26 protein-coding genes are annotated in these 26,593 nt (G+C 41.3%); 12 read left to right on the top strand and 14 right to left on the bottom strand.

Annotation, left to right across the window (positions count from 1 at the left end; all coding sequences use genetic code 11):
* Positions 1–9: 9 nt before the first annotated feature.
* Positions 10–762 (bottom strand): LytR/AlgR family response regulator transcription factor, encoded by a 753-nt coding sequence (locus tag D7Z94_RS04155; RefSeq protein WP_120710247.1) that lies wholly within the window; start codon positions 760–762, stop codon positions 10–12.
* Between the two features lie 125 nt (positions 763–887).
* Between D7Z94_RS04155 and D7Z94_RS04150 the strand changes: the two genes are divergently transcribed.
* On the top strand, positions 888–2,213 hold the full coding sequence (locus D7Z94_RS04150; protein WP_120710246.1) for an alpha/beta fold hydrolase: 1,326 nt from the start codon (positions 888–890) through the stop codon (positions 2,211–2,213).
* On the opposite strand, the gene D7Z94_RS04145 is transcribed toward D7Z94_RS04150, so the two are convergent.
* From D7Z94_RS04145 to D7Z94_RS04130, 4 genes are all read right to left on the bottom strand, one after another.
* Positions 2,210–3,874 carry a glycerol-3-phosphate dehydrogenase/oxidase gene (locus tag D7Z94_RS04145; RefSeq protein WP_120710245.1) on the bottom strand — a complete coding sequence of 555 codons (1,665 nt, stop codon included), beginning with the start codon at positions 3,872–3,874 and terminating at the stop codon, positions 2,210–2,212. The two genes, D7Z94_RS04150 and D7Z94_RS04145, sit on opposite strands and share 4 nt — an antisense overlap.
* A 112-nt stretch (positions 3,875–3,986) precedes the next feature.
* On the bottom strand, positions 3,987–5,465 hold the full coding sequence (glpK, locus tag D7Z94_RS04140; RefSeq protein ID WP_120710861.1) for a glycerol kinase GlpK: 1,479 nt from the start codon (positions 5,463–5,465) through the stop codon (positions 3,987–3,989).
* A 189-nt stretch (positions 5,466–5,654) separates the two neighbouring features.
* The gene (locus D7Z94_RS04135) at positions 5,655–5,978 is read right to left on the bottom strand and encodes an antibiotic biosynthesis monooxygenase family protein (RefSeq protein WP_120710244.1); all 324 of its coding nucleotides are present in this window, start codon (positions 5,976–5,978) and stop codon (positions 5,655–5,657) included.
* A 68-nt stretch (positions 5,979–6,046) separates the two neighbouring features.
* Complete coding sequence (locus D7Z94_RS04130; protein ID WP_120710243.1) at positions 6,047–6,403, bottom strand: hypothetical protein; 357 nt, start codon at positions 6,401–6,403, stop codon at positions 6,047–6,049.
* An 82-nt stretch (positions 6,404–6,485) separates the two neighbouring features.
* Between D7Z94_RS04130 and D7Z94_RS04125 the strand changes: the two genes are divergently transcribed.
* The 5 genes from D7Z94_RS04125 to amaB all read left to right on the top strand — a co-directional run bounded on the left by D7Z94_RS04125 (position 6,486) and on the right by amaB (position 10,437).
* Entirely contained in the window at positions 6,486–7,064 is a 579-nt protein-coding gene (locus D7Z94_RS04125) for a CvpA family protein (RefSeq protein WP_120710242.1), read from the top strand.
* A gap of 195 nt (positions 7,065–7,259) precedes the next feature.
* On the top strand, positions 7,260–7,766 hold the full coding sequence (locus D7Z94_RS04120; RefSeq protein WP_120710860.1) for a CAP domain-containing protein: 507 nt from the start codon (positions 7,260–7,262) through the stop codon (positions 7,764–7,766).
* A gap of 111 nt (positions 7,767–7,877) precedes the next feature.
* Positions 7,878–8,417 carry a 3-hydroxyanthranilate 3,4-dioxygenase gene (locus D7Z94_RS04115; protein WP_120710241.1) on the top strand — a complete coding sequence of 180 codons (540 nt, stop codon included), beginning with the start codon at positions 7,878–7,880 and terminating at the stop codon, positions 8,415–8,417.
* 3 nt (positions 8,418–8,420) lie between these two features.
* Positions 8,421–8,783, top strand: coding sequence for a DUF1304 domain-containing protein (locus tag D7Z94_RS04110; protein ID WP_120710240.1), 363 nt, complete (start codon positions 8,421–8,423; stop codon positions 8,781–8,783).
* 100 nt (positions 8,784–8,883) lie between these two features.
* Positions 8,884–10,437 (top strand): L-piperidine-6-carboxylate dehydrogenase, encoded by a 1,554-nt coding sequence (gene amaB / locus D7Z94_RS04105; protein WP_120710239.1) that lies wholly within the window; start codon positions 8,884–8,886, stop codon positions 10,435–10,437.
* Positions 10,438–10,638: 201 nt separating this feature from the next.
* On the opposite strand, the gene D7Z94_RS26070 is transcribed toward amaB, so the two are convergent.
* Positions 10,639–10,773, bottom strand: a complete 135-nt coding sequence (locus D7Z94_RS26070; RefSeq protein WP_262696922.1) for a hypothetical protein — start codon at positions 10,771–10,773, stop codon at positions 10,639–10,641.
* Between the two features lie 752 nt (positions 10,774–11,525).
* On the opposite strand from D7Z94_RS26070, the gene D7Z94_RS04100 reads away from it, so the two are divergent.
* Positions 11,526–12,029, top strand: a complete 504-nt coding sequence (locus D7Z94_RS04100) for a hypothetical protein (protein WP_120710238.1) — start codon at positions 11,526–11,528, stop codon at positions 12,027–12,029.
* 51 nt (positions 12,030–12,080) lie between these two features.
* Here D7Z94_RS04100 and D7Z94_RS04095 read toward each other — a convergent pair whose 3' ends face one another.
* From D7Z94_RS04095 to D7Z94_RS04080, 4 genes are all read right to left on the bottom strand, one after another.
* Positions 12,081–13,076: an acyl-ACP desaturase gene (locus D7Z94_RS04095; protein ID WP_120710237.1), complete on the bottom strand. Its 996-nt coding sequence runs from the start codon at positions 13,074–13,076 to the stop codon at positions 12,081–12,083.
* Between the two features lie 61 nt (positions 13,077–13,137).
* A complete protein-coding gene (locus D7Z94_RS04090; RefSeq protein ID WP_120710236.1) occupies positions 13,138–13,872 on the bottom strand; it encodes a metallophosphoesterase in 735 nt (244 codons plus the stop codon).
* Positions 13,869–14,951 carry a DNA helicase PriA gene (locus D7Z94_RS04085; protein ID WP_120710235.1) on the bottom strand — a complete coding sequence of 361 codons (1,083 nt, stop codon included), beginning with the start codon at positions 14,949–14,951 and terminating at the stop codon, positions 13,869–13,871. Before D7Z94_RS04085 ends, D7Z94_RS04090 begins: the two co-directional genes overlap by 4 nt.
* A gap of 30 nt (positions 14,952–14,981) precedes the next feature.
* Complete coding sequence (locus D7Z94_RS04080) at positions 14,982–16,121, bottom strand: SPFH domain-containing protein (RefSeq protein ID WP_120710234.1); 1,140 nt, start codon at positions 16,119–16,121, stop codon at positions 14,982–14,984.
* A 361-nt stretch (positions 16,122–16,482) separates the two neighbouring features.
* Here D7Z94_RS04080 and D7Z94_RS04075 point away from each other — a divergent pair, with 361 nt between their 5' ends.
* The 5 genes from D7Z94_RS04075 (at position 16,483) to D7Z94_RS04055 (ending at position 23,123) form a co-directional block, all read left to right on the top strand.
* Entirely contained in the window at positions 16,483–19,032 is a 2,550-nt protein-coding gene (locus tag D7Z94_RS04075) for an adenosylcobalamin-dependent ribonucleoside-diphosphate reductase (protein WP_120710233.1), read from the top strand.
* A 172-nt stretch (positions 19,033–19,204) separates the two neighbouring features.
* Positions 19,205–20,149 (top strand): carbohydrate kinase family protein, encoded by a 945-nt coding sequence (locus D7Z94_RS04070; RefSeq protein ID WP_120710232.1) that lies wholly within the window; start codon positions 19,205–19,207, stop codon positions 20,147–20,149.
* A gap of 106 nt (positions 20,150–20,255) precedes the next feature.
* Positions 20,256–20,759 carry an RNA polymerase sigma factor gene (locus D7Z94_RS04065; RefSeq protein ID WP_120710231.1) on the top strand — a complete coding sequence of 168 codons (504 nt, stop codon included), beginning with the start codon at positions 20,256–20,258 and terminating at the stop codon, positions 20,757–20,759.
* Complete coding sequence (locus D7Z94_RS04060) at positions 20,759–21,352, top strand: hypothetical protein (protein ID WP_120710230.1); 594 nt, start codon at positions 20,759–20,761, stop codon at positions 21,350–21,352. Before D7Z94_RS04065 ends, D7Z94_RS04060 begins: the two co-directional genes overlap by 1 nt.
* Before the next feature lie 46 nt (positions 21,353–21,398).
* Positions 21,399–23,123 carry a serine hydrolase gene (locus tag D7Z94_RS04055; RefSeq protein ID WP_120710229.1) on the top strand — a complete coding sequence of 575 codons (1,725 nt, stop codon included), beginning with the start codon at positions 21,399–21,401 and terminating at the stop codon, positions 23,121–23,123.
* 13 nt (positions 23,124–23,136) lie between these two features.
* Here the strand turns inward: D7Z94_RS04055 and D7Z94_RS04050 are convergent, their stop codons facing one another.
* The 4 genes from D7Z94_RS04050 to D7Z94_RS04030 all read right to left on the bottom strand — a co-directional run bounded on the left by D7Z94_RS04050 (position 23,137) and on the right by D7Z94_RS04030 (position 26,483).
* The gene (locus D7Z94_RS04050; protein ID WP_120710228.1) at positions 23,137–24,273 is read right to left on the bottom strand and encodes an ATP-binding protein; all 1,137 of its coding nucleotides are present in this window, start codon (positions 24,271–24,273) and stop codon (positions 23,137–23,139) included.
* Positions 24,274–24,415: 142 nt separating this feature from the next.
* Positions 24,416–24,805 carry a four helix bundle protein gene (locus D7Z94_RS04040; protein WP_120710859.1) on the bottom strand — a complete coding sequence of 130 codons (390 nt, stop codon included), beginning with the start codon at positions 24,803–24,805 and terminating at the stop codon, positions 24,416–24,418.
* 38 nt (positions 24,806–24,843) lie between these two features.
* A complete protein-coding gene (locus tag D7Z94_RS04035) occupies positions 24,844–25,596 on the bottom strand; it encodes an SDR family NAD(P)-dependent oxidoreductase (RefSeq protein WP_120710226.1) in 753 nt (250 codons plus the stop codon).
* 11 nt (positions 25,597–25,607) lie between these two features.
* Positions 25,608–26,483, bottom strand: coding sequence for an aldo/keto reductase (locus D7Z94_RS04030; protein ID WP_120710225.1), 876 nt, complete (start codon positions 26,481–26,483; stop codon positions 25,608–25,610).
* Between the last annotated feature and the right edge of the window lie 110 nt (positions 26,484–26,593).

Below are 26,593 nucleotides of genomic sequence, written 5' to 3'. Positions count from 1 at the left end.
TTGTAGTCCTTAACCCAAAAGCAAATCATCATTTGTACTACTTCCCCTAGGAATAAACTGATTTTGCACCTCTACCGAATTTAAGTCATAGGATTTTATATGGTCCTTGTTTACAATATAAGATCTATGTATTCTTCTAAAGTTCTTGGGAAGGGCGGATAGCGCATTTTTTATACTTCCATAGACCGTTATTTTGGAATTGTCCAAAAGGTGATAGGTCACATAATTGCCCAGACCCTCTATGTATACAATGTGGCCCGTGGAGACTCGATGAATTCTTCGGTTGGCTTTTAGCTCAAGAATCTTTTCGTTGTTCTGCTCATTCTTTTCCCGTTCTATTACCCATAATTGAAACAGCTTCACCCCCATTACGAACAAAACCGTAGTATTGATCAGGACCATGGCCCGTATGAACATCCGAAAACTAAATAGGCCCGTACTAAAATCATTGAGCAGTAGCTCTTCATAGAAAAGATGAATAAATACCCTTTGGAGCATCCCAGCAGATAATAAAATAATCGCATATCCCACTAAAAATCGGGTATACCTTCGCTTTAAAAGGAATTTAGGCACCAAAAAATAAATGGTCGCATATACCGCCAAAATACGAATGGGCAGTAAAACAAACTCCAAATAAAAGGATGCCATATATCCTTCCTGACCTGCCCAAAGTAATCCGAACAGAATGTAGTATGCGACCCAAAAAAGGATATGCGTAGCTATTCTGGAGTTAAACAGGTAGAAATCATGTGCGCTTTTCATCTTCCTAAAAAATTAAAATCATACGTAGGCCTCTTTTCACATAAAAAGAACAGGGAACCGTATAATTCATAGGAATTTTAAAGTTAGGCAATCTAATTTTAAAGAAACCTTAAAATCGTATTGCCATGAAAATTGAAGCTAAAAAACCTGAGTTACTCCTAATTCTTTTTCTATTGATCGGCGGCTTGTTGAGCGCACAAAATTTGGGGAGAAGGGCACTATGGCAGGCAAAGATAACTCTATCGGAAGGAGGACCAGGAGCAACGATACAATCCTTTCAAAAAAATAGCCCTCTGGAAAGGGAAGGGTTTTTACCGGGAGATAGGCTAATCCGAGTAAATGGGATTTCCATTTTGGACGAAGAAATCTGGAGCGATATCTTTTATGGACTTCGAGGAGATACGCCTATACAAATAGAGGCGGTAAGAAATGGTTCACTAATTAAGAAAGAGGTGCGTTTTGATCCTCTTGAAATGGAGTCACATAAGAATCTGGAGACTTTTTACGAGGAGGTCACCAGTACCTATGGCATTACCCAGAGGACCATAATTACCAAACCGCAGAAAAAAGGGAAGCAGCCTGCCATAGTATTAATCGGTGGCCTTAGTTGTTCCAGTATTGAAACCTATCCCGGAAGAAAAGGAAACTGGGTACAAACCATTACCGATTTGGTGGAAAAATCAGGAATGGTGGTCATGCGCATAGAAAAACCTGGCGTTGGAGATAGTGATGGAGATTGTGGCCAATCTGACTTTCTTATGGATCTTGCCGGGTACCGGGCGGCCATACGGAGCTTAAAATCTAAACCCTACGTGGACCCTAATAAAATTGTAGTCTATGGCTCCAGTATGGGAAGTGCACTCGCCCCGTTGCTGGCCAATGAATTCAGTTTGGCCGGTGTAATTTCGGATGGGACTTTTTTTAAGACTTGGTACGAGCACATGCTTGAAATTGAACGTAGGATTTTACAATTTCAAGGGAATACGGAAGCAGAGATTGTAGAAAAAATGAACGACTATTTCATCCCTTTATATTATGGGATGCTCATTGAAAAGAAGACCTATCAGGAAGTGGTCGACGCATATCCGGCCCTGGCTAAATTCAACTACCACGGTCCTGCACATATGTATGGGAGACCGGTACGCTACTATCAACAACTACAGGATTTTAATCTTGCCGGTCAATGGGAAAAACTTAAGGTTCCCGTACGAATATTGAGAGGAACAAATGATTGGATCATGTCTTCCTTTGATAATCAAATGATACTGGAGGTCTTAAAAAGAAATGGGCATTCTGATCATAAATTGTTGGAGTATCCCGGATTGGATCATTGGAACACCATACATGAAACGGCCAAGAATTCCTTTGAAGGCAAGGAAGGAAAATGGGATGAAGGGACTATTCTCGCTATTATAGAATGGGCACAGGAAATGGTAAGCTTACAACCTTAAACCCGCTCTAGGCTAAAATTTGAATGCTCTTCAATCTCATCCAAAAGCTCCTCTTTCCATGCCAGGATTTGAGCATCGTCCACCTTAAAAATCAGTTTAAATTCCTCTAGAACAAGCTCCATGAGATTACGTACACTATCAATATCAAAATATAACCTGCCAGTCCTCCGGATGAAAAAATCCATAGGGTTTTGCACCATTTCATATTGAATACCAAAACGAAGCTCGGCCTTGGCCATTTTTACCTGATTATCCTTATCCTTTAATTCGGCATAAGTATCTAAAATAGTCTCTGTTTGTTTCCCATAATTGGTCACCAAAAACCACGCATCGTGAGCCGTGAACCCATCTTCTTTTATACGGTTATGTATTTCAGAAATATACTTTTTCACATGCTTGAACTTTTTAAAGCCCACATTGCCACATAAAGGAATAGTATCCGTGGTGCACTCCTCCACTTCGGTATTGTGGTCCTCTTCCAGTTTTTTAGCGATTCGGTTTACGACACGTTCGGCCATTTTTCGGTATCCCGTCAACTTTCCACCGGCGATACTAATAAGTCCGGTATCCGAGGTAAATATCTCATCTTTTCTTGAAAGTTCTGAGGCCGATTTACCTTCCTCGTGGATCAGAGGACGCAAGCCTGCCCAAGAGGAGATAATATCGTCCATTTCCAAATTAATGCTCGGGAACATATTATTGACCGCCGATATCAAATAGATAGCATCGGCCAAGTCCGTCCGAACGTTATCCTTGTCCTTGTTGAAGTTGGTATCCGTAGTTCCTATATATGTTATTTTTCCGCGGGGGATGGCAAACATCATGCGCCCGTCCGGAATATCAAAATAAACGGATTGTTTTACAGGAAGTTTTTCATGTGGAAATACCAGATGAACACCCTTGGTCAAGTGTAACTGTTTTCCTTTCTTGGAATTGTTCATCCCACGAAGTTCATCTACCCAAGGGCCTGCGGCATTGATTACATATTTCGATTTAATATCGAATTCTTTTCCAGAAATACCATCCTTGATTTTTACCCCGGCAACTTGACCATCAGTATATAGGAAGTCGGCAACCTCGGCGTAATTCAATGCCAGTGCCCCAAATTGAAGACTTGTCTTTATATTTTCAATGGTAAGGCGCGCATCATCTGTTCTGTATTCGGCATAATAGCCTGCCCCGTTTAGTATCTTTTTGGGTAACAGGGGTTCCAGTTTTAAGGCTTCTTTTTTCTCAAGCATCTTCCGTTTATCATCACCTGACACCTGTGCCAATATATCATAGACCTTTAATCCAATGGAAGTCAACCATTTCCCATAAGAGCCATTCTCGATCAAGGGCAGCAACATCTTTTCCGGAAGTACCAAATGCGGGGCCAATTTATGTACAATGGCCCGTTCCGAACCCACTTCCTTCACCAGCCAAAAATCGAATTGTTTCAAATAGCGCAATCCCCCATGTATCAATTTTGTGGATTTGCTACTGGTGCCCGAGGCAAAATCCCCCTTTTCGACCAAGGCAACTTTCAACCCTCGTGAAGCTGCATCCAAAGCAATACCACCTCCTGTAATGCCTCCTCCAATTACAACCAAGTCAAATTGGCCTTTGGATAGGTTTCCAACGGTCTTTGTTCTATCCAGATTTGAGAATTTTATATTCATGTTGAATCTGTTTCAATGTTTTTTATGATCTAAACTCTTAATAAAGTGAAGTATTTAAGTGCTTTTTATCCTAGGATTCCGTCTTCGAAAGGACGAATTCAGTTGATGGCAGTTACCCTTCCCAACCCTTGGTGCGATCTACGGCCTTTTGCCAATTTTTATACAATCGCTTTCGTTTTACACGATCAAAAGTGGGCTGAAAAACACGGTCTATAGGCCGGCTTTGATCAATATCTTCCTGTGTCCAAAACCCTACTTGAATGCCTGCTAAAAATGCAGCACCCATAGCGGTGGATTCAATAACTTCCGGACGATGCACCTCGGTGTCCAAAATATCGGCCTGGAATTGCATTAGATAATTATTGGCACAGGCCCCACCATCTACTCTAAGGTTTTCCAATTGAATTCCCGAATCATCTTCCATGGCCTTAAGGATATCCTTGGTCTGATAGGCCAAAGACTCCAAGGTCGCTTTTGCCAAGTGCGCCTTTCCCGTATCACGGGTCAATCCAAATATGGCGCCACGGGCATACATATCCCAATAGGGTGCACCGAGACCGGCAAAGGCAGGCACCACATATACTGAACTTTCTCCTTCAATGGAATTCGCCAATGCTTCGGTTTCCTTGGCATCCTTGATTAACTCCAATCCGTCACGGAGCCATTGTATCGCTGCACCTGCTATGAAGATACTTCCTTCCAAAGCGTAATTTACTTTACCATCCAACCCATATGCGATGGTAGTCAAGAGTCCATTTTTGGAAAATTGAGGGTTTTCTCCAGTGTTCATCAACATAAAACAACCTGTACCATACGTATTTTTTGCTGTTCCCTTTTTAAAACAGCCTTGGCCAAAAAGTGCGGCCTGTTGATCTCCCGCAATTCCAGCGATTGGAATCTGTACCCCATCAATTTCATAATCCCCAAAGTGATGTGCCGAGGGTTGTACCGTAGGCAACATATTTTTTGGGATTCCCAAAGCGTTCAATAACTTATCGTCCCATTTTAAATTCACAATGTCATAAATCATGGTCCTGGAGGCATTGGTATAATCCGTAACATGATTTTTCTTGTTCGTCATGTTCCATATCAACCAGGTATCTACCGTACCCATGAGCAAATCACCGTTATCGGCCTTCGCTTTGGCACCGGCAACATTGTCCAAAATCCATTTGACCTTGGTTCCGGAAAAATAGGAATCGATGACAAGGCCGGTAGTCTTTCGGACATGCTCGGTGTAACCGTCATTTTTCAAATCCTCACAGATATCCGCCGTACGCTTGTCTTGCCAAACAATGGCATTGTACACCGGTTCCCCTGTATTCCTGTCCCAGACCATGGTCGTCTCACGCTGATTGGTAATACCAATGGCCCTAATGTCCGATGCCGCTACATTTTCCTTTTGTATCAATTCATTGAGCACACTCATCTGGGATTCTAAAATTTCCTTGGGGTCATGTTCTACCCATCCCGATTTTGGAAAAATCTGTTTGAACTCCTTTTGTACCATCCCCTTTATTTTACCTTCTTTATCAACGAGTAGGGCCCGTGAACTGGTAGTTCCTTGATCTAGCGAAATGATGTAGTCCATAATTGTAGTTGTTTTATTGCTCAATGCTTTCCAAAGTAGCATAAAGTAGCACAGCAAATATATATAAATATACTCGTTTAAAAAGGAATGGCAAAGTGATAAAAATACTCCATCGTTATAGTAAGAGGTAACTTCAAATTTGGGCATAACAACCTAAATCATTTGGCCATCACCCAATTTAAAATTTGACTATAATAAAGAAGCCTCCCTTGAGAAATCATACGCCCGCTCCACCTTGCAAATACGTACTTTGTACCATTTGTACCAATCTTGGATTCCCTTTTCCTGCGCAAACTGATGATCGGTCTGGGCCTTCCAATCAGCTATTGATTTTAAGGTTTTCCAATAACTTACAGTGATACCGACTTCACTTCTTGCACTTTCAAATCCTAAAAAGCCAGGCTGTTTTTTGGCAAGGTTTTCCATGCGTTCAGCCATTTCTGTATAGCCGCTATCATTTTCGGTAAGGGTTGAAGTAAAGATTACGGCATAATAGGGAACGTCTTTTGACATTTGATATAATACTTTTAGGTTTCCCTTTTTTAAATTGGGCGGTTAATCCATTTTGGGCACTGGATATGTCAATTTATATAGGCTTTCTCCATAAAATAATTGACTATGGCCTCTTTCATCAATACAGATTGCTCGCCAGCCCTTAGCGGTGGCAATTCTTCCTTTATTGTATAATGGGGCCAACCGTCCTCATCAAAAAAATCGAATTCATAATACCCATAAGGTTCCAATAGCCGACAGATGGCGATGTGCATCAAATTAAGCTTTTCGTCCTTTTTGTAGGTCTTGTGGTATTGTCCCAACTCCTGCACACCAATCAAGTAAATAATGGCATCCAGTTCCAAAAGATCGCCATCGGCAAATTGGGCGGAAAGCTTCTCCACAAGTACGTCCCAGCGTTCCTTGAGTTGTAAATCCCTTGACATTCGTATTCGCGTTCGCTTCTTTGAAATTAGAGAAGATAAAGGTACAAATCAAAAATGTTACTTTTGTCAAAACATTTCCGGTATGAATTTCTTGGATATTGTTCTGGGATTATTATTACTTTGGGGACTTTGGAAAGGCCTTAAAAATGGTCTTTTTCTGGAAATAGCCTCTATCATTGCCGTAGTCGCCGGAATTTTTGGAGCCATCCACTTTTCTTACTACGCAGGCGATTATCTCTCTCAAAACATGGAATGGGATGAACGGTATATCAACATTGCCGCTTTTATAATTACCTTTTTCGCTATTGTGCTTATTGTACATATAGCAGGAAAGTTCCTGACCAAAATTGCGGATTTTGCCATGTTGGGTCTACTGAATAAAATTGCAGGTGCCATTTTTGGGGCTCTGAAAGTTGCGGTAATACTTGGAGCACTACTTGTTTTTTTTGAACGGGTAAATTCTTCCGCGGGTTTCGTTAAGAACGAAACTCTTGAAAGTTCCATCCTTTACGAACCTATTAAAGAAATAGGGGCTTTGGTTTTTTCAAAGGTCTTAAAGGGGGATTCAAGGAGTGATTCCGAGCGACAACCTCAGATAGTATTAGATAATCTTTCATTTGATTTCCCGATTTTCGTTATCCAAAATAACAACACGCCCTAAAATTACAGATGTGGATTAAAAAGGGCCTTTCATCGAAAAAAGAGCTTTTTCAAAGTTGATTTGGATAATTTTCTCTATCATTATCCCGTTGAATCTTCCCCTTTCAACTTTCATTTCCGCTTTTTATCGGGAATGGCAATCCCAACTTATCCAGACCTACTTGCAGGAACACCTACTTACAATTTAGAACATTGTATGAAATTGAAGTTGAACTCCGTCCACAAAGGGGTAGGTTATACCTTTTTGGTATGCTTTGTATGGGTGCTTACGGCCTGTACCAAGGAAGCTTACGACCCAGCTGAAATACCTGATATCCCTCAGGCAGAAAATGCTGTTGAGGTAGAGCAGGAGCTTATGGGCGTAGTTAACGCCCATAGAATATCCTTGGGCTATTCTTCGCTACAATATAGTCCTATAGCCCATGACTATGCCAATAAGCATAATGATTATATGATAGCTCAAGGCGATTTGAGCCACGATAATTTTAGTGCACGAGCATCCGGTATTGCCTCTGAGGTTAACGCGGAATACGTGGCTGAAAATGTGGCCAAAGACTATGACACTGCTGAGGAAGCTTTCCAGGGATGGTTAAATAGTAGTAGCCATAAAAAGACCATGGAAGATGAGTTTACCCATACTGCAGTAAGTGTAAAAAAAGATGCCAACGGCGACTTTTACTTCACCCAGCTCTTCTACCGTTAGCTTTCCGATAAAGCCAATTTCTTTTCTTAAATTTGATGCAGTTAGTGGATGGTCGTCCGTTCTCGACGCACGGATTACTTATAGGCAACCCTAAACTATCAATAAAGAATTATGGCAATCCTACCTCCTTTTAACCTCAACAAATGGATTGAGGAAAATAGAGATACCCTAAAACCTCCTGTAGGCAATAAGAATTTATACAAGGATGCCGGAGATTATATTGTAATGATAGTTGCTGGTCCCAATGCCCGGAAGGATTATCACTATAATGAGACCGAAGAGCTTTTTTACCAGTTAGAGGGAAATATTGAAGTCCATATTCAAGAAAATGGGGCGAAGAAAACATTGAAGTTGGGACCGGGGGATATGTACCTACACCCGGCCAAAATACCTCATTCCCCAGTGCGGCACAAAGAATCCATTGGTCTGGTGGTGGAACGCAAACGAGCAGATATGAATGTGGATGACGGACTCCTGTGGTTTTGTGATAATTGCAATCACAAGCTCTATGAAGCCTATTTTACCCTAAAGGATATTGAAAAAGACTTTTTGGCCCATTTCAAACACTTTTATGGCTCCGAAGAATTACGGACTTGTTCCAATTGTGGTACCGTGATGCCTGTAGATGAACGGTTTATCGCCAAGGATTAGATTATGGAAATAGCGATTAAGATATTAATTGGTTTGGTTGCCCTTTTTCATCTTTATTTTTTATGGTTCGAGATGTTCGCCTGGACCACCCGGGGTAGAAAGATATTCCGCAATTTTCCCCCTGAACTTTTTGAACCCACCAAACCCCTAGCTGCAAATCAAGGCCTATATAATGGTTTTTTGGCCGCCGGACTGTTTTGGACATTCTTTATTGAGAATAAGGTTTGGGCAGATAACATATCCCTCTTCTTTTTGGGATGTGTTTCCATAGCCGGAATTTATGGTGCATTGACCGCAGATAAAAAAATATTCTTTGTGCAGGCTTTACCAGCTCTAGTGGCAATCCTCCTAATCTTTGTGAAATAATTTAAGGGCTAATAACATTAACCCTTTCCAAGACAGGAAAACGGTTAATATTCGTAGCTTTGTCAAAATTCTAACAATTCACGCTTAAAAAGTTATAAAAATGTCTATAGTTGCAACTGATTTTGGGATACAGACCGCCTTGAATGAATTGGGTATCCAGGACGTAAATATGGGAACCTCAACCGGTTCCAAGAATTTTGGTTCGGGAGAACGTATAGCTTCTCATTCCCCTGTTGATGGTGTATTAATTGGAAGTGTAAAAAGTACTACCAAAGAGGATTATGAGAAAGTTATAAATACTGCTGAAGTAGCTTTTAAATCTTGGCGCAAAACCCCCGCCCCACAACGTGGGGAAATTGTTCGGCAATTCGGTGAAAAGCTTCGCCAATTAAAAGAGCCATTAGGAAAATTGGTCTCCTATGAAATGGGGAAAAGTTATCAGGAAGGTTTGGGCGAGGTACAGGAAATGATAGATATCTGCGATTTTGCGGTGGGACTTTCCAGACAATTGCATGGCCTTACTATGCATTCGGAGCGTCCAGGGCACCGTATGTACGAGCAATACCATCCATTGGGTGTAGTGGGCATTATCTCCGCTTTTAATTTCCCGGTCGCCGTTTGGGCATGGAATACAGCTTTGGCCTGGGTTTGTGGAGATGTATGTGTTTGGAAGCCTTCGGAAAAAACACCTCTGTGCGGTGTTGCCTGTCAAAAAATTATCGCTGAAGTACTCAAAGAAAATGATTTGCCTGAAGGAATTTCCTGCTTGATCAATGGAGATTACAAAGTAGGGGAGTTCATTACAACTGATAAAAGAGTTCCTTTAATTTCCGCCACAGGATCTATTCGAATGGGGAAAATTGTGGCCCAAGCGGTCGCTGCAAGACTGGGAAAATCGCTCTTGGAACTAGGAGGAAACAACGCAATTATCGTTACTCCCGATGCGGACATAAAAATGACCGTCATCGGAGCGGTATTTGGAGCCGTGGGAACCTGTGGACAACGGTGTACTTCTACCCGAAGATTAATCATTCACGAATCCATTTATGATCAAGTAAAAAATGCGGTAGTCGATGCCTACAAGCAATTGCGTATCGGAAATCCTTTGGATCAAAATAATCACGTAGGACCATTGATAGATACCGATGCCGTGGAAATGTACAAAAAGGCCTTGGAACAGGTCATTGTAGAAGGTGGAAAGTTAATGGTGAGCGGTGGTGTTCTCGAAGGCGAAGGATATGAGAGTGGTTGCTATGTAAAACCGGCCATTGCGGAAGCCAAGAACGATTTTGAAATCGTTCAACATGAAACCTTTGCGCCAATTTTGTATCTGCTAAAATATTCCGGAGACGTAGAAAATGCCATTGCCATTCAGAATGGTGTAGTCCAAGGGCTTTCATCCGCAATCATGACGACCAACCTTAGGGAAGCCGAGAGGTTTCTTTCAGCATCAGGAAGCGATTGTGGTATTGCCAATGTAAATATTGGCACCTCTGGTGCAGAAATCGGGGGCGCTTTTGGAGGAGAGAAAGAGACTGGTGGTGGTCGGGAAAGTGGTTCGGATGCCTGGAAGGTTTATATGCGAAGGCAGACAAATACCATTAATTTCTCCGATCAACTACCTTTGGCCCAAGGAATAACATTCGAACTATAAAAACTCTATGGTTCTTTCGTCTGTTGCCGGCGATTAAGGTATACAATTTGATTTGCAAAAGGAAAATCCCGCTGACCCTTCAGCTCCTTCATTCGTTATAGGCGAACTGGCTCAAAGGGTCAGCGGGATTAAAGACACGTACTAAACTAATTCAAATATTTACTTTTGGCTAAACAGTTGTGCCAAATTAGTCGACCAGGCTCACATAACTGATTTATTTTCAGCTTCTACCGGTTTAGGCTCTTTTATAGTCCAACTTCCATGCAATAAGGATTGTAGGCCTAGAATAACGAACATACACAGAAAGGTGGCTACTTTTACGATTTCAGTTTTCATATCCATAAGATTATTCGCCTTTTGCATATAAAATTACTTTACGAACACTTAAATTCCCTACAACATTGTACATGCTACCCAATTTTCTGTATAATACTATCATTATCATTTAAAGTTGGTAGATTTTTGATACTGGGAATAAAGGAGTATTCCCTTCTAAATAATAAACCCGCTAAATCCAAGTCTGGAACTGTAGCGGGTTTAAAAACCAAACTAACTAACTCAACGTATTCTTAAAACCCTACCCCAATGCCAGAACCTTGTTGGGAGAGGTAGGGTTGCATTGCTTTACTTTTAGCAAATCTCACAAATATTTTCACCACTATAACCTTACTTTATATAAGTGGTCGAAAAAAACGTATGGTTTGGTCCGAAATGAACATATCTTGTAATCCTTGTCGTACTAATCCCTAGGATTTACTTAAAGCATTTTAACATTTTTTAGTATTTTTTTAATACATTGTAGTCCAAACACTTAAATACACATTGACTATGACAAGGAGAACAACAAACCTCTTAGGAATCATTGTTACCATTCTGGCAGGTATTTGGTATTTTATGATGCTCTGCAGCGAATGTAGCCCCATTCTTTGAACCAAAGTCCAAAAGGGTGGAGGTCATATACATATAGACACCACTTCCAAAATATAGCATACTCCCCCGATAACTGCTCACCATCCATTAAGGAGCAGCAAAGACCATGGAACGGTAATTATCGTAAATTAAGTCATTAACCATAAATTATTAAGAATATGGATTTTTCAACTATGAACATCTGGTGCCTGTTAATCCCCTTACTTGTAGGAATATTATGTGCCTTTTTTGGTTATCTCATTGGAAAGGGAAAGGACAATTCCAAGGAAATCCAAGCTTTGCAGGCAAGCAATGCAAAACTAAAGTCTGATCTGAACGATTGTAACAACAAATTAAAGGAAGCCCATACGCCCGCTCCAATTCCCTTTGATGCAGCCAAGGCAAAGGCAGTTTTTGGAAAAACCATCAAGCAGGATGATCTTAAACTAGTAGAAGGCATTGGCCCCAAAATAATGCAAATGTTCCAGGATGCCGGCATAAAGACCTGGAAGGATTTATCCGAAACACCGGTGGCCCGCTGCAAGGAAATTCTCGAAACGGGTGGCGAACGCTATAAAGTCCATGACCCGGCTTCTTGGCCCATGCAAGCGAAAATGGCATACGAAGGCAAGTGGAAGGAGCTATTTAAGTGGCAGGAGGAACACGACCACGGAAAGCTATAATCACTTCAAAAAAAAAGTACAAAATAAAAATCCCGCCAATACGGGATTTTTTTAAAGTGTTCCATTTGCCTCTACCCATTTAAATCGGTATTGGTCTTCAGGAAATTTCATACGTTCCTGAATACGCTGTAATCTTTCGGGTAACTTCATGAGATAGTCCCTGGCCCGTTGTGCATCATCTGAAAGTCCGCGTACAGAATCAATTTGCCAATACGAATTCAGTTTCTTAAGAATCTCTATATAATCCATTGCAGTGTAGACTCCCAAACGTTGGGCACAGTTCGAAAAATTTTCAAAGGCTTCACCTATCATCCCTCCAGATTCCCTTAAAAAATGGGCCGGCATTACTATTTTCTTCTTCATCATGTCTGTAAAGGCCAACATCATTCCGCTAGGGTCTTCCCCAAAAATGGTCTTTACAAATTCGCGATAAGCCAAATGGTGGCGCATCTCATCCCCGGCAATAATTGTACACATCTTTCCCAATAAAGCATTACCCTTTTTCTTGGCCATTTGACCCACTCTTTTATGGGAAATATTGGTCGCCAATTCCTGAAAGGTAGTATACACAAAATTCTTATAAGGATCTCGATCCGTCCCAATATCAAAACCATCATTGATCAAATGCTGGGTGGTTATCTCTACCTCGCGCATATTGACCCTACCGGATAGATATAGGTATTTGTTCAAAACGTCACCATGACGGTTTTCTTCTGCGGTCCAGGCCCTCACCCATTTGGACCATCCATTTCCGCCTTCTTCATGTTGATTTATGCCTTCTACATCCATTAACCAGGATTCATAGGTGGGCAAGGCTTCTTCGGTAATGGTATCCGCTACCATGGTTACCCAAAAATCATACCCTAATTCCTTGGATTCTTCACGTAATTGTTCAATGTCATCCTGAAAATTTTCGTTTTGGGAATCCGGCAAAAAGTCCGAAGGTTGCCATATCTCTTCTATGGGAATTAAAAAAGAGTCCATAAATCCCTCTACCTGTGGCTCAATGGCTTGCATTACCTCCAATCTAATATTCTTTTCGGGCATATTCTACTTTTTTGTAAAGATCGTTATAAAATACGGAACTGGGTCGTTTGATGTGGGATTTTCAATTACGTCCATTCTCATTCGGATATAATTCATGTACGGGATCGCTCTGCCAGATTCTTTTGGTATCCACGTCCAAGGCTGTGAGTGGGCCCTTAAATGCTGCGCCTGTATCAATGTTCCAGACATTGGCGGCTTTTTGTGGCTCAACAGCCTTAACTTTTGATATTGGGGTATGGCCAATGTAAATTTCACGATAATGTGTTAATCTTTTGGGATAGTCCAGGTCATCTTTGGACAGGTCAGGGTTTAGGGATCTGGCCAATTCCCATAAGGTACGGTCCCAATAATAGGTCTGTTTAAAATATTCGTATTCAATACCCCTCAAATTCGTAAAGCCTGCGTGTAAAAAAAGTCTGTTTCTCGCATCCAAATGGAAGTTTTTCAGGTTTTGATAGAACTTTATGTGGGTATTCCTGGTTTCGGTATCCGTTTTTTGATAAGACGCCATGGTGGCCCTTCCCCCATGTTGCAACCAGAGCGGGTTATCGCCCCCATCTACAAGCCAATCATAACAGAGCTCATCATGATTACCTCTTAAAAAGATGCAATCGTGGGTCTTTGAAAGCTGTATCAAAAAATTCACAGTTTCAACGGCCGTGCTCCATCCGTCTACATAGTCTCCCAAAAAAATTAATCTATCCTTAGAAGTCACCTCGGCCCTTTCCAAAACCTGTTCCAAAGCCTTCAACGCGGAATGTATATCCCCAATGACCAGTGTTCTCCTTGTACTCATTGTGCAAAAATCGCAATAATGGCGATGATGACAAGGATAAAAAGCACCAAAAAGAATATTTTCCAAAACGAATATGGTCTTGTACCACTCAAAACTCCACTCTGCCCATTTACATAGAAGTGATATTCCTTACCGTTATACCTGTAAGAACTGATATAGATCGGGAGCAAAATATGTTTAAAGGTTTCTTCGGAGAGTTTTATATCCGCGTGATGGATACGTTGGGTATCTCCACCAATATCCCTCCGAATCCAGTTGTAGGCAATGTCCTTGGCCTTTTGAAAAGATTGATGGTGTCCTTGCTTTAGGGAGACCGTATACTTTTCCGTAACAAAACCCGATAAATATTTTGAATTGAAGGTAGTGAGCTCCTTAAGGTTCCAAAAGGCAATTTTGGATGGAATGTCCCTTCTTTTTTTCTGGGAAGCGTTAATCAATATATCATCTACAAAGCCTTTTACATCGCCCGATGCATGAGACCATCGTGTCTTTCTTACCTTTTGGGTACGTGTCCCGTTTTTTGTACGTATCCTTCTGGTCTCATAATAATAATCGCCACGTTGACCCTGATACGAGGCAAAGAGATCGGCATCAAAAGTCCAATAGGGTACGTAAAGTCCATGGAGTCCTTCCGGATTTAAAGCAGCTCTCTTCAATTTGTTGGGAGCGAACCAGAGCGAACCTACCCATTTTTTAAAGATATTTTGCGCTTTAATAGCATCCAATTGAAACGGCACCAGTGCCCCTGGCAAAATCCAGCCTTCCTTTTCAATATCCTCCCGTATTAGGGGCTCGCCGCAATATACACAATCCAGAGATTTATAGTTTTCCTCAACATGCTGGTTGGCCCCACAATTTTTACAATGTAGCAGTTCTATGGTTTCCGTATACGCGTTTTCTCCAACGACTTTGAGATAGTGTTGAAGTTCCAGCTCCTCAAAACTGCTTTTGGCCTGTTCTATGAATTCTTCATAACCACAATACTCACATTTCAATTGATGCGATCCAGGCTTGAACTTGAGCTCCGCACCGCAATTAGCACAGGCCTTTTTAAATTCCGATTTTTGGGTTTCTTCCATGAAGGGGATTTGTCATTCCCAACAAAAGGTCTATTCTGCTGGTAAAGGTGGAGGAGTGGTACCTCCCAAGAATCCTTTAAGTTCCTCAACCTCCTTCAAAGCGGTCCATTGTTGCATTCCGGGTTTCCATATCAAGGAATCCCTATTAATGGCTCTAGCGGCGAAGAGTTCCTTTAGCCTATCAAAAGAAACAGGGCCCATCTGTTGGCCATTTACCGCATAGTGATAAAGTATTTGCACAGGCATAGGCGGAGGTATGGCGGCACCCTGAACAGCTTGGTTCCCAAAAGGTTGTTGTACGGCCTGTGGATTCATCATATTTCCCATTTGCTGCGCAAGGACAAAACCCATACCCATACCCATACCGGCACCGGCGGTACCGCCTTCATTCTTGGCAGCGGCCTCCATGGCTTTTGCCGCCTTAAATTGGGAAAGTTTGACCATGTCCAATTTGTCCAAACGACTGTATTCAAAAATCTCCTTTTTGAGCTCCTCGGGCATGGATACATTTTCAATATAAAACTTCTCCAACTCAATCCCCACACGCTGAAATTCCGGCTGCATTACCTCTTGGCAAGTTTCGGAAAGTTCACTGGTGTTCGCCGCATATAACTCTACGGGGAGATTGGCTTCCCCAACTGTATCCGTAAAACGGGTTACAATCAAACTTTTTAAATGTTCATTTACCTCATAATTGGTGAAATTGCCATCGGTTCCAACAACATCGATTACAAATTTCCCTGGGTCGTTTATTCGAAAACTATAGGTTCCAAAAGCGCGAATCTCAACAAGACCGAATCTTTCATCACTCAGCATAAACGGATTTTTTGTACCCCATTTCTCATCTGTAAACAAACGGGTATTGACAAAATATACTTCGGCCTTGAATGGACTATCAAATCCATACTTCCAACCCTTAAGTGTAGTAAGTATGGGCAAGTTTTGGGTGCTTAGGGTATAGGTACCCGGAGTAAACACATCCGCTAATTGTCCTTCATTCACGAAGACCGCCGTCTGTCCCTCTCGTACAATCAATTTTGCATTGTTCTTTATCTCGTTTTGGTAGCGCTCAAAACGATGTACAATGGTATCATTGGTATTGTCCAACCACTCTATAATGTCTATAAATTCGTGGCTAAGTTTTTTCTTTATTTCGTTGAAAAGATCCATATTTTAAAAGTTTCAAATTTTTTAAGAAGGTACAGATTTCCTGCAAACGTACAAAGTGTAAAATAAAACAAACTCCGCTTTTGGAACAAACTCAAAACAACAGCTTTGATAGGCGGGGCAATGCGCTAAATATCCATACTACTCTGTATAAAATCAACTAGTAAATAATATCTCCCTAAACTTGGGAATTTAATTTTTTTGTCAACTTTTTACTGTTGATAAATTTTTATTATTCTGACATTCAATTTATTAACTGCTCGTTTTTGTACACTTTATGACTTTTATCAGTTTTCGGTTATTTCTCTTTTGAGTAATTTTACACACAATTGTTCAACTATTCCTAACCTTTATTATATCACAAATGCAACTAAAAACTGTGGAAACCCCTCAGAAAAACTACACCCAGCAGGAAGCTTTTGAGGCTTCCCTAAGCTATTTCAAGAATGATGACCTTGCCGCACGAGTATGGGTAAACAAATATGCCCTTAAAGATTCCCAAGGCAATATTTACGAACGGACCCCTGACGATATGCACCGAAGGATTGCCAAGGAAATTGCACGCATAGAAGTAAAATATCCGAACCCATTAAACGAAGAAGAAATTTATGGGCTTATCCGAGGTTTTAAATACATTGTGCCTCAGGGAAGCCCTATGGCCGGTATTGGCAATCCGTTTCAGATAGCCTCTCTTTCCAACTGTTTTGTAGTGGGAAACGATGGTGATTCCGATTCCTATGGCGGAGTACTAAAAATAGATCAGGAACAAGTGCAATTAATGAAACGTCGTGGAGGAGTTGGCCACGACCTTTCCCATATTAGGCCCAAAGGCTCACCGGTAAAGAATTCAGCATTAACTTCTACGGGCCTGGTCCCTTTTATGGAACGTTATTCCAATTCCACACGGGAAGTGGCACAAGATGGAAGGCGGGGGGCATTAATGCTATCGGTATCCATAAACCATCCTGATGCAGAGGATTTCATTGATGCCAAAATGGAGCAGGGCAAAGTAACCGGAGCCAATGTATCGGTACGCATGGACGATGCCTTTATGCAGGCTGTGGAAAGGGATTCTGAATATGTTCAAAAGTTTCCTGTACACTCAGCTGAACCAAAAGCGTTCAAAAAAATAGATGCCAAGCAAGTATGGAATAAGATTGTTCACAATGCATGGCAGTCCGCTGAACCGGGAATACTATTTTGGGACACGATTATACGGGAATCCGTACCAGATTGTTATGCGGATTTGGGCTATAGAACGGTTTCCACCAATCCTTGCGGTGAAATTCCACTTTGTCCTTATGATTCCTGTCGCCTTTTGGCCATAAACCTTTTCTCATATGTAGAGGAGCCGTTTACGGAAAAGGCCCGATTCAATTCTGAACTGTTTAAAAAGCATGTAGCTGCCGCCCAACGGATTATGGACGACATTATTGATCTGGAGTTGGAGAAGGTCGATCGCATTCTAACTAAAATAGATGCCGATCCGGAATTGGAAGAAACCAAGGCCGTTGAACGCAATCTTTGGATGAAAATTCGTGAAAAGGCAAAAGAAGGTCGTCGTACCGGAATAGGCATCACTGCGGAAGGCGACATGCTTGCCGCCCTAGGGCTACGGTATGGTAGCGAAGAGGCCAATGCATTTTCTATCTCTGTACATAAATCCCTTGCTTTGGAGGCTTACCGCTCATCCGTTCATTTGGCCAAGGATCGCGGGGCCTTTGGAATTTTTGATGCCGATCGGGAAAAGCAAAACCCATTTATCCTGCGGTTAAAGGAGGCCGATGAAAAACTGTATTACGAAATGCTGGAACACGGACGAAGAAATATCGCCCTATTGACCATTGCACCTACGGGCACTACCAGTTTAATGACCCAGACCACCTCAGGAATAGAACCGGTATTTCTCCCGGTCTACAAACGGCGTAGAAAAGTGAATCCCAACGATAATGGCGCCCGGGTGGATTTTGTGGACGAGGTTGGGGATTCTTGGGAAGAATATCTTGTTTTCCATCATCGTTTCAAACAATGGATGGAAGTCAATGGTATTGATACCGAAAAGAACTATGATCAGGAGCAAATCGATGCCTTAGTCAAAAAATCACCCTATTACAAAGCCACTTCCAATGATGTGGACTGGTTGAGCAAAGTAAGATTACAAGGTTCCGTACAGAAATGGGTGGACCATTCCATAAGTGTAACCATTAATCTACCCAATGATGTATCAGAAGAGTTGGTAGGCCAACTTTATTTGGAAGCATGGCGCGTGGGCTGCAAAGGTGTTACGGTATACCGGGATGGTTCGCGCTCCGGGGTCCTCATTTCCAACAGCGAGAAAAAGGATGAGGAAGAGACCTTAAGCCCTTTCCCGACCAAACGTCCCCAAACACTGGAAGCAGATGTTGTCCGATTTCAAAACAACAAGGAAAAATGGATTGCCTTTATAGGCCTAATAGAAGATAGGCCCTATGAAATCTTTACAGGTCTTGTCGATGATGAAGATGGCATCTTGATTCCTCGTTGGGTAGAGGATGGTCTTATTATCAAAAACAGAAATGAGGACGGTACCTCACGTTATGATTTTCAATACAAAAACAAACGAGGTTACAAAACCACCATTGAAGGCCTTTCCCATAAATTCAACCCTGAATATTGGAATTACGCCAAATTAATTTCCGGCACATTACGCCACGGCATGGTGATAGAAAAAGTTGTGGACTTGATCAACAGTCTACAATTGGATAGTGAACAGATAAATACTTGGAAAAATGGTGTGGCCAGAGCTTTAAAGCGTTATGTGGCCGATGGGACCCTGGCTAAAGGACAAAAATGCAATAGTTGTAAATCTACAAACCTTGTCTATCAGGAAGGTTGTCTTACCTGCAAGGATTGTGGATCTTCCAAATGTGGTTGACCAATATTCACATATAAAAACAAACAGCGCATCTTCAAGTAAAATGCGCTTTTTGTTTGAGAATAATTCCAGGTCAGGATACTAACAGTTTATATTTTAACTTGAAAATCCCATTAAAATTTTGGGTCAAGCAACCGTTTGTCATTACCTTAGGTCTTCCAAGTAATCCAGAATGAAATCCATCTACTGTATCGGGGAACTGTTAATCGATTTTGTGGCGGAAGGTCAAGGGAATGACCTTTCCAAGGCAAATACCTTTATCAAAAAACCTGGAGGTGCCCCCGCAAATGTGGCTTGCGCCATCTCCAAATTAGGTGGAAACAGCAGGTTTATTGGCAGTGTTGGTCGAGATCCTTTTGGAACATTTTTATTGCATGTGCTTAAGGAAAATAATGTAGATATTTCTTTGGCACAACGCTGTAAGACTTTCACCACCTTGGCTTTTGTATCCTTGGCAGAGGATGGGGAACGCGATTTTGTATTTAGCCGTGGGGCCGATAAAAAGCTGAAATACGACTCTTCGGTCAAAAAAGGATTCAAAGGACATATGGTTCATCTCGGAGCTGCCACCGCCCTACTTGGTGGTGGACTGGAAGAGGCCTATAGTCGTTATTTTTTTGATGCGCTTACCCAAGATTCCTTCATCAGTTTTGACCCAAACTTCCGGGGAGATCTATGGCGTGATGACGAATCAACCTTCGTTAAAAAATGTATGCCTTTCATAGAAAAATCGCACCTATGCAAATTTAGCCTGGAAGAAGCACGGCTACTGTCAGGCCAAACGGATTTGGAGGCCTGTTGCGATTTTCTGCACGATGTCGGTGCTAAGGTTATTACCATAACCTTGGGAGGTAAGGGCACGCTTTTAAGTACCCAAGGTTTAAAGAAAACCATCCCCAGTATTTCCGTAACCCCGTTGGACACCACAGGAGCCGGTGATGCCTTTATCGGTTGCCTTTTATACCAGATTTCTACTTTAGATAAGGCTTTGGCGGTTTTGGACGATTTTGAATTATTGACAAAAATGGTCGAAAAGGCCAATGTGGCCGGGGCAATTACTACCACAGGCTTTGGGGCCATCCCCTCACTGCCCACTTACAGTCAGGTTTTTGACTAGACCCTGACCTTTACATGATTTCTATCTCCAATTTAAAAAAAAATGGCGCTGATTTGTCATATTTTTAAAAAGCCGGTAACTAATTTATTGGAGACTGGCCACACCTATGGACAAAGACCTTGAGGACATGTTTTTAAATGCGTTGGAAGAACACCAACAGAAGCTATTGCGCATCTGTTCCGTATATGCCAGCGATTCCGATGATACCCAGGATCTGTTTCAAGAGGTGTTGATAAACATTTGGAGGGCTATGCCTTCTTTTAAAGGAAATGCTTCAATAGGGACGTGGATGTACAGGATTACCCTTAACGTTTGTCTTCGCATTCGAACCAAAGAAATCAAAAAGCAAAAGAAGATGCTCCGACTGGACAGTATTCGGGTAATCAGCCTCCAAAACGAAAGTTGGGACAATGATGTAGATGAAAAGTTGACGACGCTCAGGAGCTGTATTAAAACGCTGAACGATGCCGACAAGGCGTTGATTACCCTGTATTTGGAAGAGCTTCCTTATAAGGAGATCTCGAACATAACCGGTCTCAAGGAGAATACCGTGGCCGTTAAGATAAAACGGGTAAAGACCAAATTGTTGAACCGTATAAACGGGGTGTAATGATGGAAGATGAACTTATAAAAATCTGGCAGTCCTCCCCAAAAGTGGAACAGGTAAAATTTGAAAAATCAAGGTTGATGCTGGATTTGCAGTCGAGTTTGCGAGGTCTTAGTCGCCTTGCCAAGTACGGCATCTTGATAGAGCAGTTAGCGGTTGTCACCATCGTACCGGTGTTTTTGTACTATATTCATTGGGTGCCTCACCTCCTTTCAAAAATTGCCTCCCTTTGGATTGTTGCCTGGAGTATCTGGTATATGTTCCTTTTGAGAAGGATAAAACGAGATAAACCTAAGGAGCAAGACCAAAACTATCTGGATTATCTGAATCAATGGAAAACCTATTTGGAGCAAAACAAAAAATTAACGGGTTCCGCATTTTATTGGTACATATTACCGCCCATAACTGGATGTATCCTTTTTGCCTTAGGGTTCTACTTGGGGGATGCTATAGGATTTAGAAGATTCGCAGTAAACATTGGTATATTCCTGATTACAGGCATTTTTACTCATTTTTATTTCAAATGGATTATTAGAACCATATACAACCCAAGGCTTAAAAAAATTAACAAACTTATCAAAGTGATGAAGGAGTGACAGTCTACTTCTATTGAAACCCAAAAAGTAATCCTAAATAAATATTATGCTAAAAAACGTTCTGGCCGTATTTTACCTCGCAGGCTTACTCAGTGCCTGCCAAGCACAGTCAACCATATCCCAAGAAGTTAAGGCCAATATCAAATTACGGGTCGATAATGGTATGAACAAGGGTATCGTAGTAGGGTTGATAGATACCAAGGGCACAAACTATTTTAGCTATGGAGTAAAGTCTTTGGATACCAAGGAAGTTGTGGATGAAAATTCCATTTTTGAAATCGGGTCCATTACAAAAACATTTACAGGGATTTTATTGGCGAATGAGGTATTGAAAAATGAAATGAAATTGGATGACCCTTTACAACTTTATCTCCCCCAAGGAGTCCTTGCACCTACCCGAAACGGAGAATCTATTAAGTTGGTGCACATAGCCAATCACACCTCTTCATTACCTAGAATGCCTTCCAATTTCAATCCTTCAAATCCAGCAAACCCTTTTGCGGATTATTCCGAAAAACAATTGTATGATTTTTTAGAGAATTATGAGCTTCCCCGCGACATCGGTTCGCAATATGAATATTCCAATTACGCCATGGGCCTTTTGGGGCATATTTTGGCGGCTAAAAACAAAATGACCTATGAGGAGTTATTGATAGCGACTATAACTAAGCCATTAGGCCTAAAACATACAGGTATTGCACTTACATCTTCAATGATGAAAAATCTAGCTATGGGGCACAGTGGCGAAGTGGAAGTTGAAAATTGGGATATCCCCACTTTGGCCGGGGCAGGAGCAATCCGTTCCAGTGCGGTCGATATGCTCAACTATTTGGCAGCAAACATGGGAATTGAAAAGAGTAGTCTTTATGCAGCAATGCAATTGGCCCATCAAAATTCAAGAATTGAGGGGGCAAGTCCAATTGTAGGTTTAGGCTGGCATACTATGGTCTTTGATGATTTGGAAATTATCTGGCATAATGGAGGTACGGGTGGTTATCGCACTTTTGCTGGATTTATAAAGGGTGGGGATAAAGGTGTAGTGGTACTCTCCAATTCCAATACAAGTGTCGATGATATTGGAATTCACATCTTACATCCTGATTCTCCCCTAAACGAAATGAAGCCTTCCATTGGAGTTAAGTTGCAAAACATAATGGATACACAGGGAATTGAAACGGCGATAGGCATTTATTGGGATTTAAAGAAAAACAAAGCCGAGGAATTTGATTTCACAGAAGGCCAACTAAATAGATTGGGGTATCTATATTTGAACGAAAAAGAAACTGAAAAGGCTTTTGCAGTATTTAAACTTAATATTGACGCCTATCCAAATTCTTCCAATGTATATGCCAGCTATGGTGATGCGCAATTGAAACATGGCGATAAAAATGCGTCCATTGAGAATTATAAGAAATCCATAGCGCTTAATCCAGGAAATCTGGAGGCTATCAAAAATTTAAAAGAGTTAGGTGTAGATCCTGATACTATCATAGAAGAAATAATTGTTGATGAAAAAATCCTGGCCAATTATATCGGCAAATACGAATTGGCCCCAAATTTCATACTTACGGTTTCGAAGGAAGGCAACCAATTAAAGACACAGGCAACCGGGCAACCGGAATTTCCAATTTTTCCAAAGTCAGAAAATACATTTTATCTAAAGGTAGTGGAAGCCCAACTCACTTTTAATAAAAATGAGGATGGAAATGTGGAAAGTGTGACCTTAAATCAGGCAGGCCAGGAATTTGTTGGGAAAAAATTGGAGAAATAATCTTTAGGCAAAATCAGCTATATTTTACCTTCCTTAAAATACGCAACGATTCCTTTAGAGAGCGGTAGATTTTTTCATTTTTCTTTTTTAGCAAGGGCCGGGCAGCTTCCATTTTTTCCTTGGCTTCTTCAAAACCATTGAGATAACAGATCAAATAGGTGTCCGGCAAGTGTTTCAAATCCATTTCCTCAGATGGTTTTAAGACACTGTTACGTTCCATTTTTTGCAGCAGCACATTATTTGTGTTATAAATATGGAAAAGTGTTTTTTTATCGTATCGGGGCGGTTCAAAAATAAGGTCGCTTTGAATTTGGTACGTACCATTGTCCTCAAAAGTAATGACCACTTTTTCCAATGGATAGTAGGTCTGTTTTTTGCCCAGCCCTAAATGTACATACTCCATCGTGGTAAATGAACTTTCATCATAGGCAAGGGTTACCTCATCGAAAATGGAGTAAAATAACTTCACTTGTTCATTAATCAATTCAATGTCCACCCTGGAATAGTATGTTTTACTATTTACCTTTTTTTTGTTTCCCGCCCAGCAGACCACAAATTGTTCCTTAAAAACCTTATAATCACTCTCCAAATCTTTATGCCGGTAATTGATGAAATCAATAACCCCGTCCAAAGTAAGCTCAATATTATTGCGGGCGTGCTGTTCTATTGTGGCGACGGCTTGCGAATTAATGTTCTTTAGCTCAATGTCGAAGGCTTTGGGAAGGCTTATACTGCCCTCACGGAAAAAAACCGCTCCCCCATAATATTTCCAAATATTCCGCCGAAGTGCGCACACCTTGCCGTTGGATTTGATCGTTACCAGCCCTACTACTTTGTCTTCGGGCAAATGCGGAAAGGGAATATTTTCATAGGAAATTAGGGGTGGATTATCCAAATACGCATTGACCAGGTTTTGGATCTTGCTATCGTCAAAAAAATCGACCCCAACAATTTTGTTGTCCTCGTCCTCTACCCCAATAACAATGAAGGAATTGTTTTTGGGATTACTGTTGGCCAAGGCGCAGACATGTTTTAGAAACTTGGCCTTGCCTTCTCTTTGGCCTATATCGATAACACGCTTTTTGTCGTAAAAACTGTTCTCGTCATTATGGGCGAGAAGGTTTTTTACCAGAAGACGTTTGTTAATCATTTTATCGGGTCAGGGTTACGGGTTACGGGTTACGGGTTGCGGGTTACGGGTTACGGGTTACGGGTTACGGGTTACGGGTTACGGGTTACGGGTTACGGGTTACGGGTTACGGGTTACGGGTTACGGGATAAAATCAAAAAAACTAATCATATTTAGATCCTTTTCTATTCGATTTTTTTAAATACCCAATAAAAGCTCCTATTTTTTTACTTTCGACCTGTGTTTCTTCTTGAAGTCTTTTAAAGGTCTCTTCATTTATATGTTTTCTATCCATGCAACGATATAATTGTGAACGGAGTTCTCCACAAGAAGCCTTTGAAATACTAAGAAACTGAATAAACTCACGATTACCATTGCGTTCAAAACCCTCGGCAATGTTATCCATAATCGACCCTGATGACCCGTTCATTTGATCTCTCAATTTAAAGTCCTTACCCAAAGAAGTATTTTCAATAATGTACCAAACATCCTGACATATTCTTCTAGCGGATTGCCAAATTTCCAGGTCTTCAAATGTTTCTACTTTCCCCATGACATTGTCGTCTTTGACCCGCAACCCATAACTCGAAATCATTTTTTATTCCAAACAGTTGCAGAAGCTTGTGCTGTTGGGGTAACAACGAGATCCCAAATATTCACATGGGCTGGTCTGGTGACTACAAAAAGTATTGTTTCGGCGATATCCATGGGGGTCAGGGGATCAAACCCCTTATATACATTATCGGCCCTTTCATCGTCTCCCTTAAAACGTACATTGCTAAACTCCGTTTCCGCCGCTCCCGGATTTACCGCACCTACACGTATTCCATGTGGATTCAAATCAATTCGCATACTCTGATTTAGTGCATCCACAGCATATTTACTGGCACAATACACATTGCCTTTGGGGTATACCTCCTTTCCGGCTATGGATCCGATGTTTATGATATGCCCTGATTTTCTTTCAACCATTTGTGGTATTACCGCTTTGGACACATAGAGCAGTCCCTTCACATTAATATCCAGCATAGCATCCCAATCGTCAATACTACCTTGGTCAATAGTATCCAAACCATGGGCATTCCCGGCATTATTAATCAGGATATCTATTTTTGCAAAATCTTCGGGTAATGAACCTATAGCATCAAAAACCGCCTTTCTATCCCTAACATCAAAACTCAGAATATGCACTTTCGTTTTGTGGCTTAATTCTTTCTTTAGATTCTCCAAACGCTCTCTGCGTCTCCCACATAGTATAAGACGAAATCCCTTTTCCGCAAAAAGTTCTGCCGTAGCTTTTCCGATACCGCTTGTGGCACCTGTTATCAGTACTGTTTTATCCATAAATTTAAATTTTAAGGCACCTTATGTCCTTGACTTGCTTCCAAAAGTATAAACCAATCCTCTAAATCCAATTGTATTTCGCTGGCCTTATTGGCATCTTCCAATCTCTTCTTTGTTGTGGTACCGACCACGGGATGTACATTAGCAGGATGGGCCATAATCCACGCCAATAACAATTGGTCTTCAGTGGCACTATATTTTTCCAGCATGGACATCACTGCACTTTTTATGCGTTCCGTTTGGTCGTTTATCTCTTTAAAATAACTTCCAAGCGGACTCCATGACATCGCCATTCTTTGGTTGGCCAAACAATCATCCAAAGTACCATCATACATTACTCCTTCGGCCGTAAGCGAAAATTCAACTTGATTTGCCGAAACCGGAATACCGGTTTCCAGCATTGCAATTTGTGCGGGCGTGAAATTAGACACACCAAATTCCTTAATCTTACCTTCTTTTTTAAGTTTGCCTATGGCGTCTGCTATCTCATCCGGATGCATTAATGGACTTGGCCTGTGTAGTAAAAAAAGATCCACATAGTCTGTACGCAGGTTTTTTAGCGATTGCTCTGCGGACCAAACAATGTAGTCCGATGAATAGTCATAGTGCTTTATCCGGTTCTTTCTTGCATCGCAAACATATTGGATACCGCATTTGGTAATAAGCTGTATTTTATTCCGGGTAATTCCACTTTGAGCGAAGCCCTGTCCAAAATCGGTTTCATTGGTATATCCACCATAAATATCCGCGTGGTCAAAGGTAGTTATTCCAACTTCTAGACAATGGTGTATTAAATCGGCTATTTCATTCTTTGAAAGTTGCTTCCCCCATTGGCCCCAGGTCATGGCCCCCGCTATAATACGGGAATTCTTGGTCGTATTTTCCATAAGCGATGAAATTAAAAAGAAATCCCTAAATACTTCATAAAACTTGGGGGTTTACGTAATTTTTAACCAATCGTTAACAGGCAATGAATAAATAAATTTTCAATTTGCGC

Source organism: Ulvibacterium marinum, assembly GCF_003626755.1.
GTDB classification, from domain to species: Bacteria; Bacteroidota; Bacteroidia; order Flavobacteriales; family Flavobacteriaceae; genus Ulvibacterium; species Ulvibacterium marinum.
Note: the sequence above shows the minus strand (reverse complement) of the source record. Positions and strands in the feature narration are given on the sequence as shown.

Coding starts and splice junctions, on each gene's coding strand:
- D7Z94_RS04155 (WP_120710247.1), bottom strand. CDS start 762: ATGAAAAGCGCACATGATTTCTACCTGTTTAACTCCAGAATAGCTACG.
- D7Z94_RS04150 (WP_120710246.1), top strand. CDS start 888: ATGAAAATTGAAGCTAAAAAACCTGAGTTACTCCTAATTCTTTTTCTA.
- D7Z94_RS04145 (WP_120710245.1), bottom strand. CDS start 3,874: ATGAATATAAAATTCTCAAATCTGGATAGAACAAAGACCGTTGGAAAC.
- glpK (WP_120710861.1), bottom strand. CDS start 5,465: ATGGACTACATCATTTCGCTAGATCAAGGAACTACCAGTTCACGGGCC.
- D7Z94_RS04135 (WP_120710244.1), bottom strand. CDS start 5,978: ATGTCAAAAGACGTTCCCTATTATGCCGTAATCTTTACTTCAACCCTT.
- D7Z94_RS04130 (WP_120710243.1), bottom strand. CDS start 6,403: ATGTCAAGGGATTTACAACTCAAGGAACGCTGGGACGTACTTGTGGAG.
- D7Z94_RS04125 (WP_120710242.1), top strand. CDS start 6,486: ATGAATTTCTTGGATATTGTTCTGGGATTATTATTACTTTGGGGACTT.
- D7Z94_RS04120 (WP_120710860.1), top strand. CDS start 7,260: ATGAAATTGAAGTTGAACTCCGTCCACAAAGGGGTAGGTTATACCTTT.
- D7Z94_RS04115 (WP_120710241.1), top strand. CDS start 7,878: ATGGCAATCCTACCTCCTTTTAACCTCAACAAATGGATTGAGGAAAAT.
- D7Z94_RS04110 (WP_120710240.1), top strand. CDS start 8,421: ATGGAAATAGCGATTAAGATATTAATTGGTTTGGTTGCCCTTTTTCAT.
- amaB (WP_120710239.1), top strand. CDS start 8,884: ATGTCTATAGTTGCAACTGATTTTGGGATACAGACCGCCTTGAATGAA.
- D7Z94_RS26070 (WP_262696922.1), bottom strand. CDS start 10,773: ATGAAAACTGAAATCGTAAAAGTAGCCACCTTTCTGTGTATGTTCGTT.
- D7Z94_RS04100 (WP_120710238.1), top strand. CDS start 11,526: ATGGATTTTTCAACTATGAACATCTGGTGCCTGTTAATCCCCTTACTT.
- D7Z94_RS04095 (WP_120710237.1), bottom strand. CDS start 13,076: ATGCCCGAAAAGAATATTAGATTGGAGGTAATGCAAGCCATTGAGCCA.
- D7Z94_RS04090 (WP_120710236.1), bottom strand. CDS start 13,872: ATGAGTACAAGGAGAACACTGGTCATTGGGGATATACATTCCGCGTTG.
- D7Z94_RS04085 (WP_120710235.1), bottom strand. CDS start 14,951: ATGGAAGAAACCCAAAAATCGGAATTTAAAAAGGCCTGTGCTAATTGC.
- D7Z94_RS04080 (WP_120710234.1), bottom strand. CDS start 16,121: ATGGATCTTTTCAACGAAATAAAGAAAAAACTTAGCCACGAATTTATA.
- D7Z94_RS04075 (WP_120710233.1), top strand. CDS start 16,483: ATGCAACTAAAAACTGTGGAAACCCCTCAGAAAAACTACACCCAGCAG.
- D7Z94_RS04070 (WP_120710232.1), top strand. CDS start 19,205: ATGAAATCCATCTACTGTATCGGGGAACTGTTAATCGATTTTGTGGCG.
- D7Z94_RS04065 (WP_120710231.1), top strand. CDS start 20,256: ATGGACAAAGACCTTGAGGACATGTTTTTAAATGCGTTGGAAGAACAC.
- D7Z94_RS04060 (WP_120710230.1), top strand. CDS start 20,759: ATGATGGAAGATGAACTTATAAAAATCTGGCAGTCCTCCCCAAAAGTG.
- D7Z94_RS04055 (WP_120710229.1), top strand. CDS start 21,399: ATGCTAAAAAACGTTCTGGCCGTATTTTACCTCGCAGGCTTACTCAGT.
- D7Z94_RS04050 (WP_120710228.1), bottom strand. CDS start 24,273: ATGATTAACAAACGTCTTCTGGTAAAAAACCTTCTCGCCCATAATGAC.
- D7Z94_RS04040 (WP_120710859.1), bottom strand. CDS start 24,805: ATGGGGAAAGTAGAAACATTTGAAGACCTGGAAATTTGGCAATCCGCT.
- D7Z94_RS04035 (WP_120710226.1), bottom strand. CDS start 25,596: ATGGATAAAACAGTACTGATAACAGGTGCCACAAGCGGTATCGGAAAA.
- D7Z94_RS04030 (WP_120710225.1), bottom strand. CDS start 26,483: ATGGAAAATACGACCAAGAATTCCCGTATTATAGCGGGGGCCATGACC.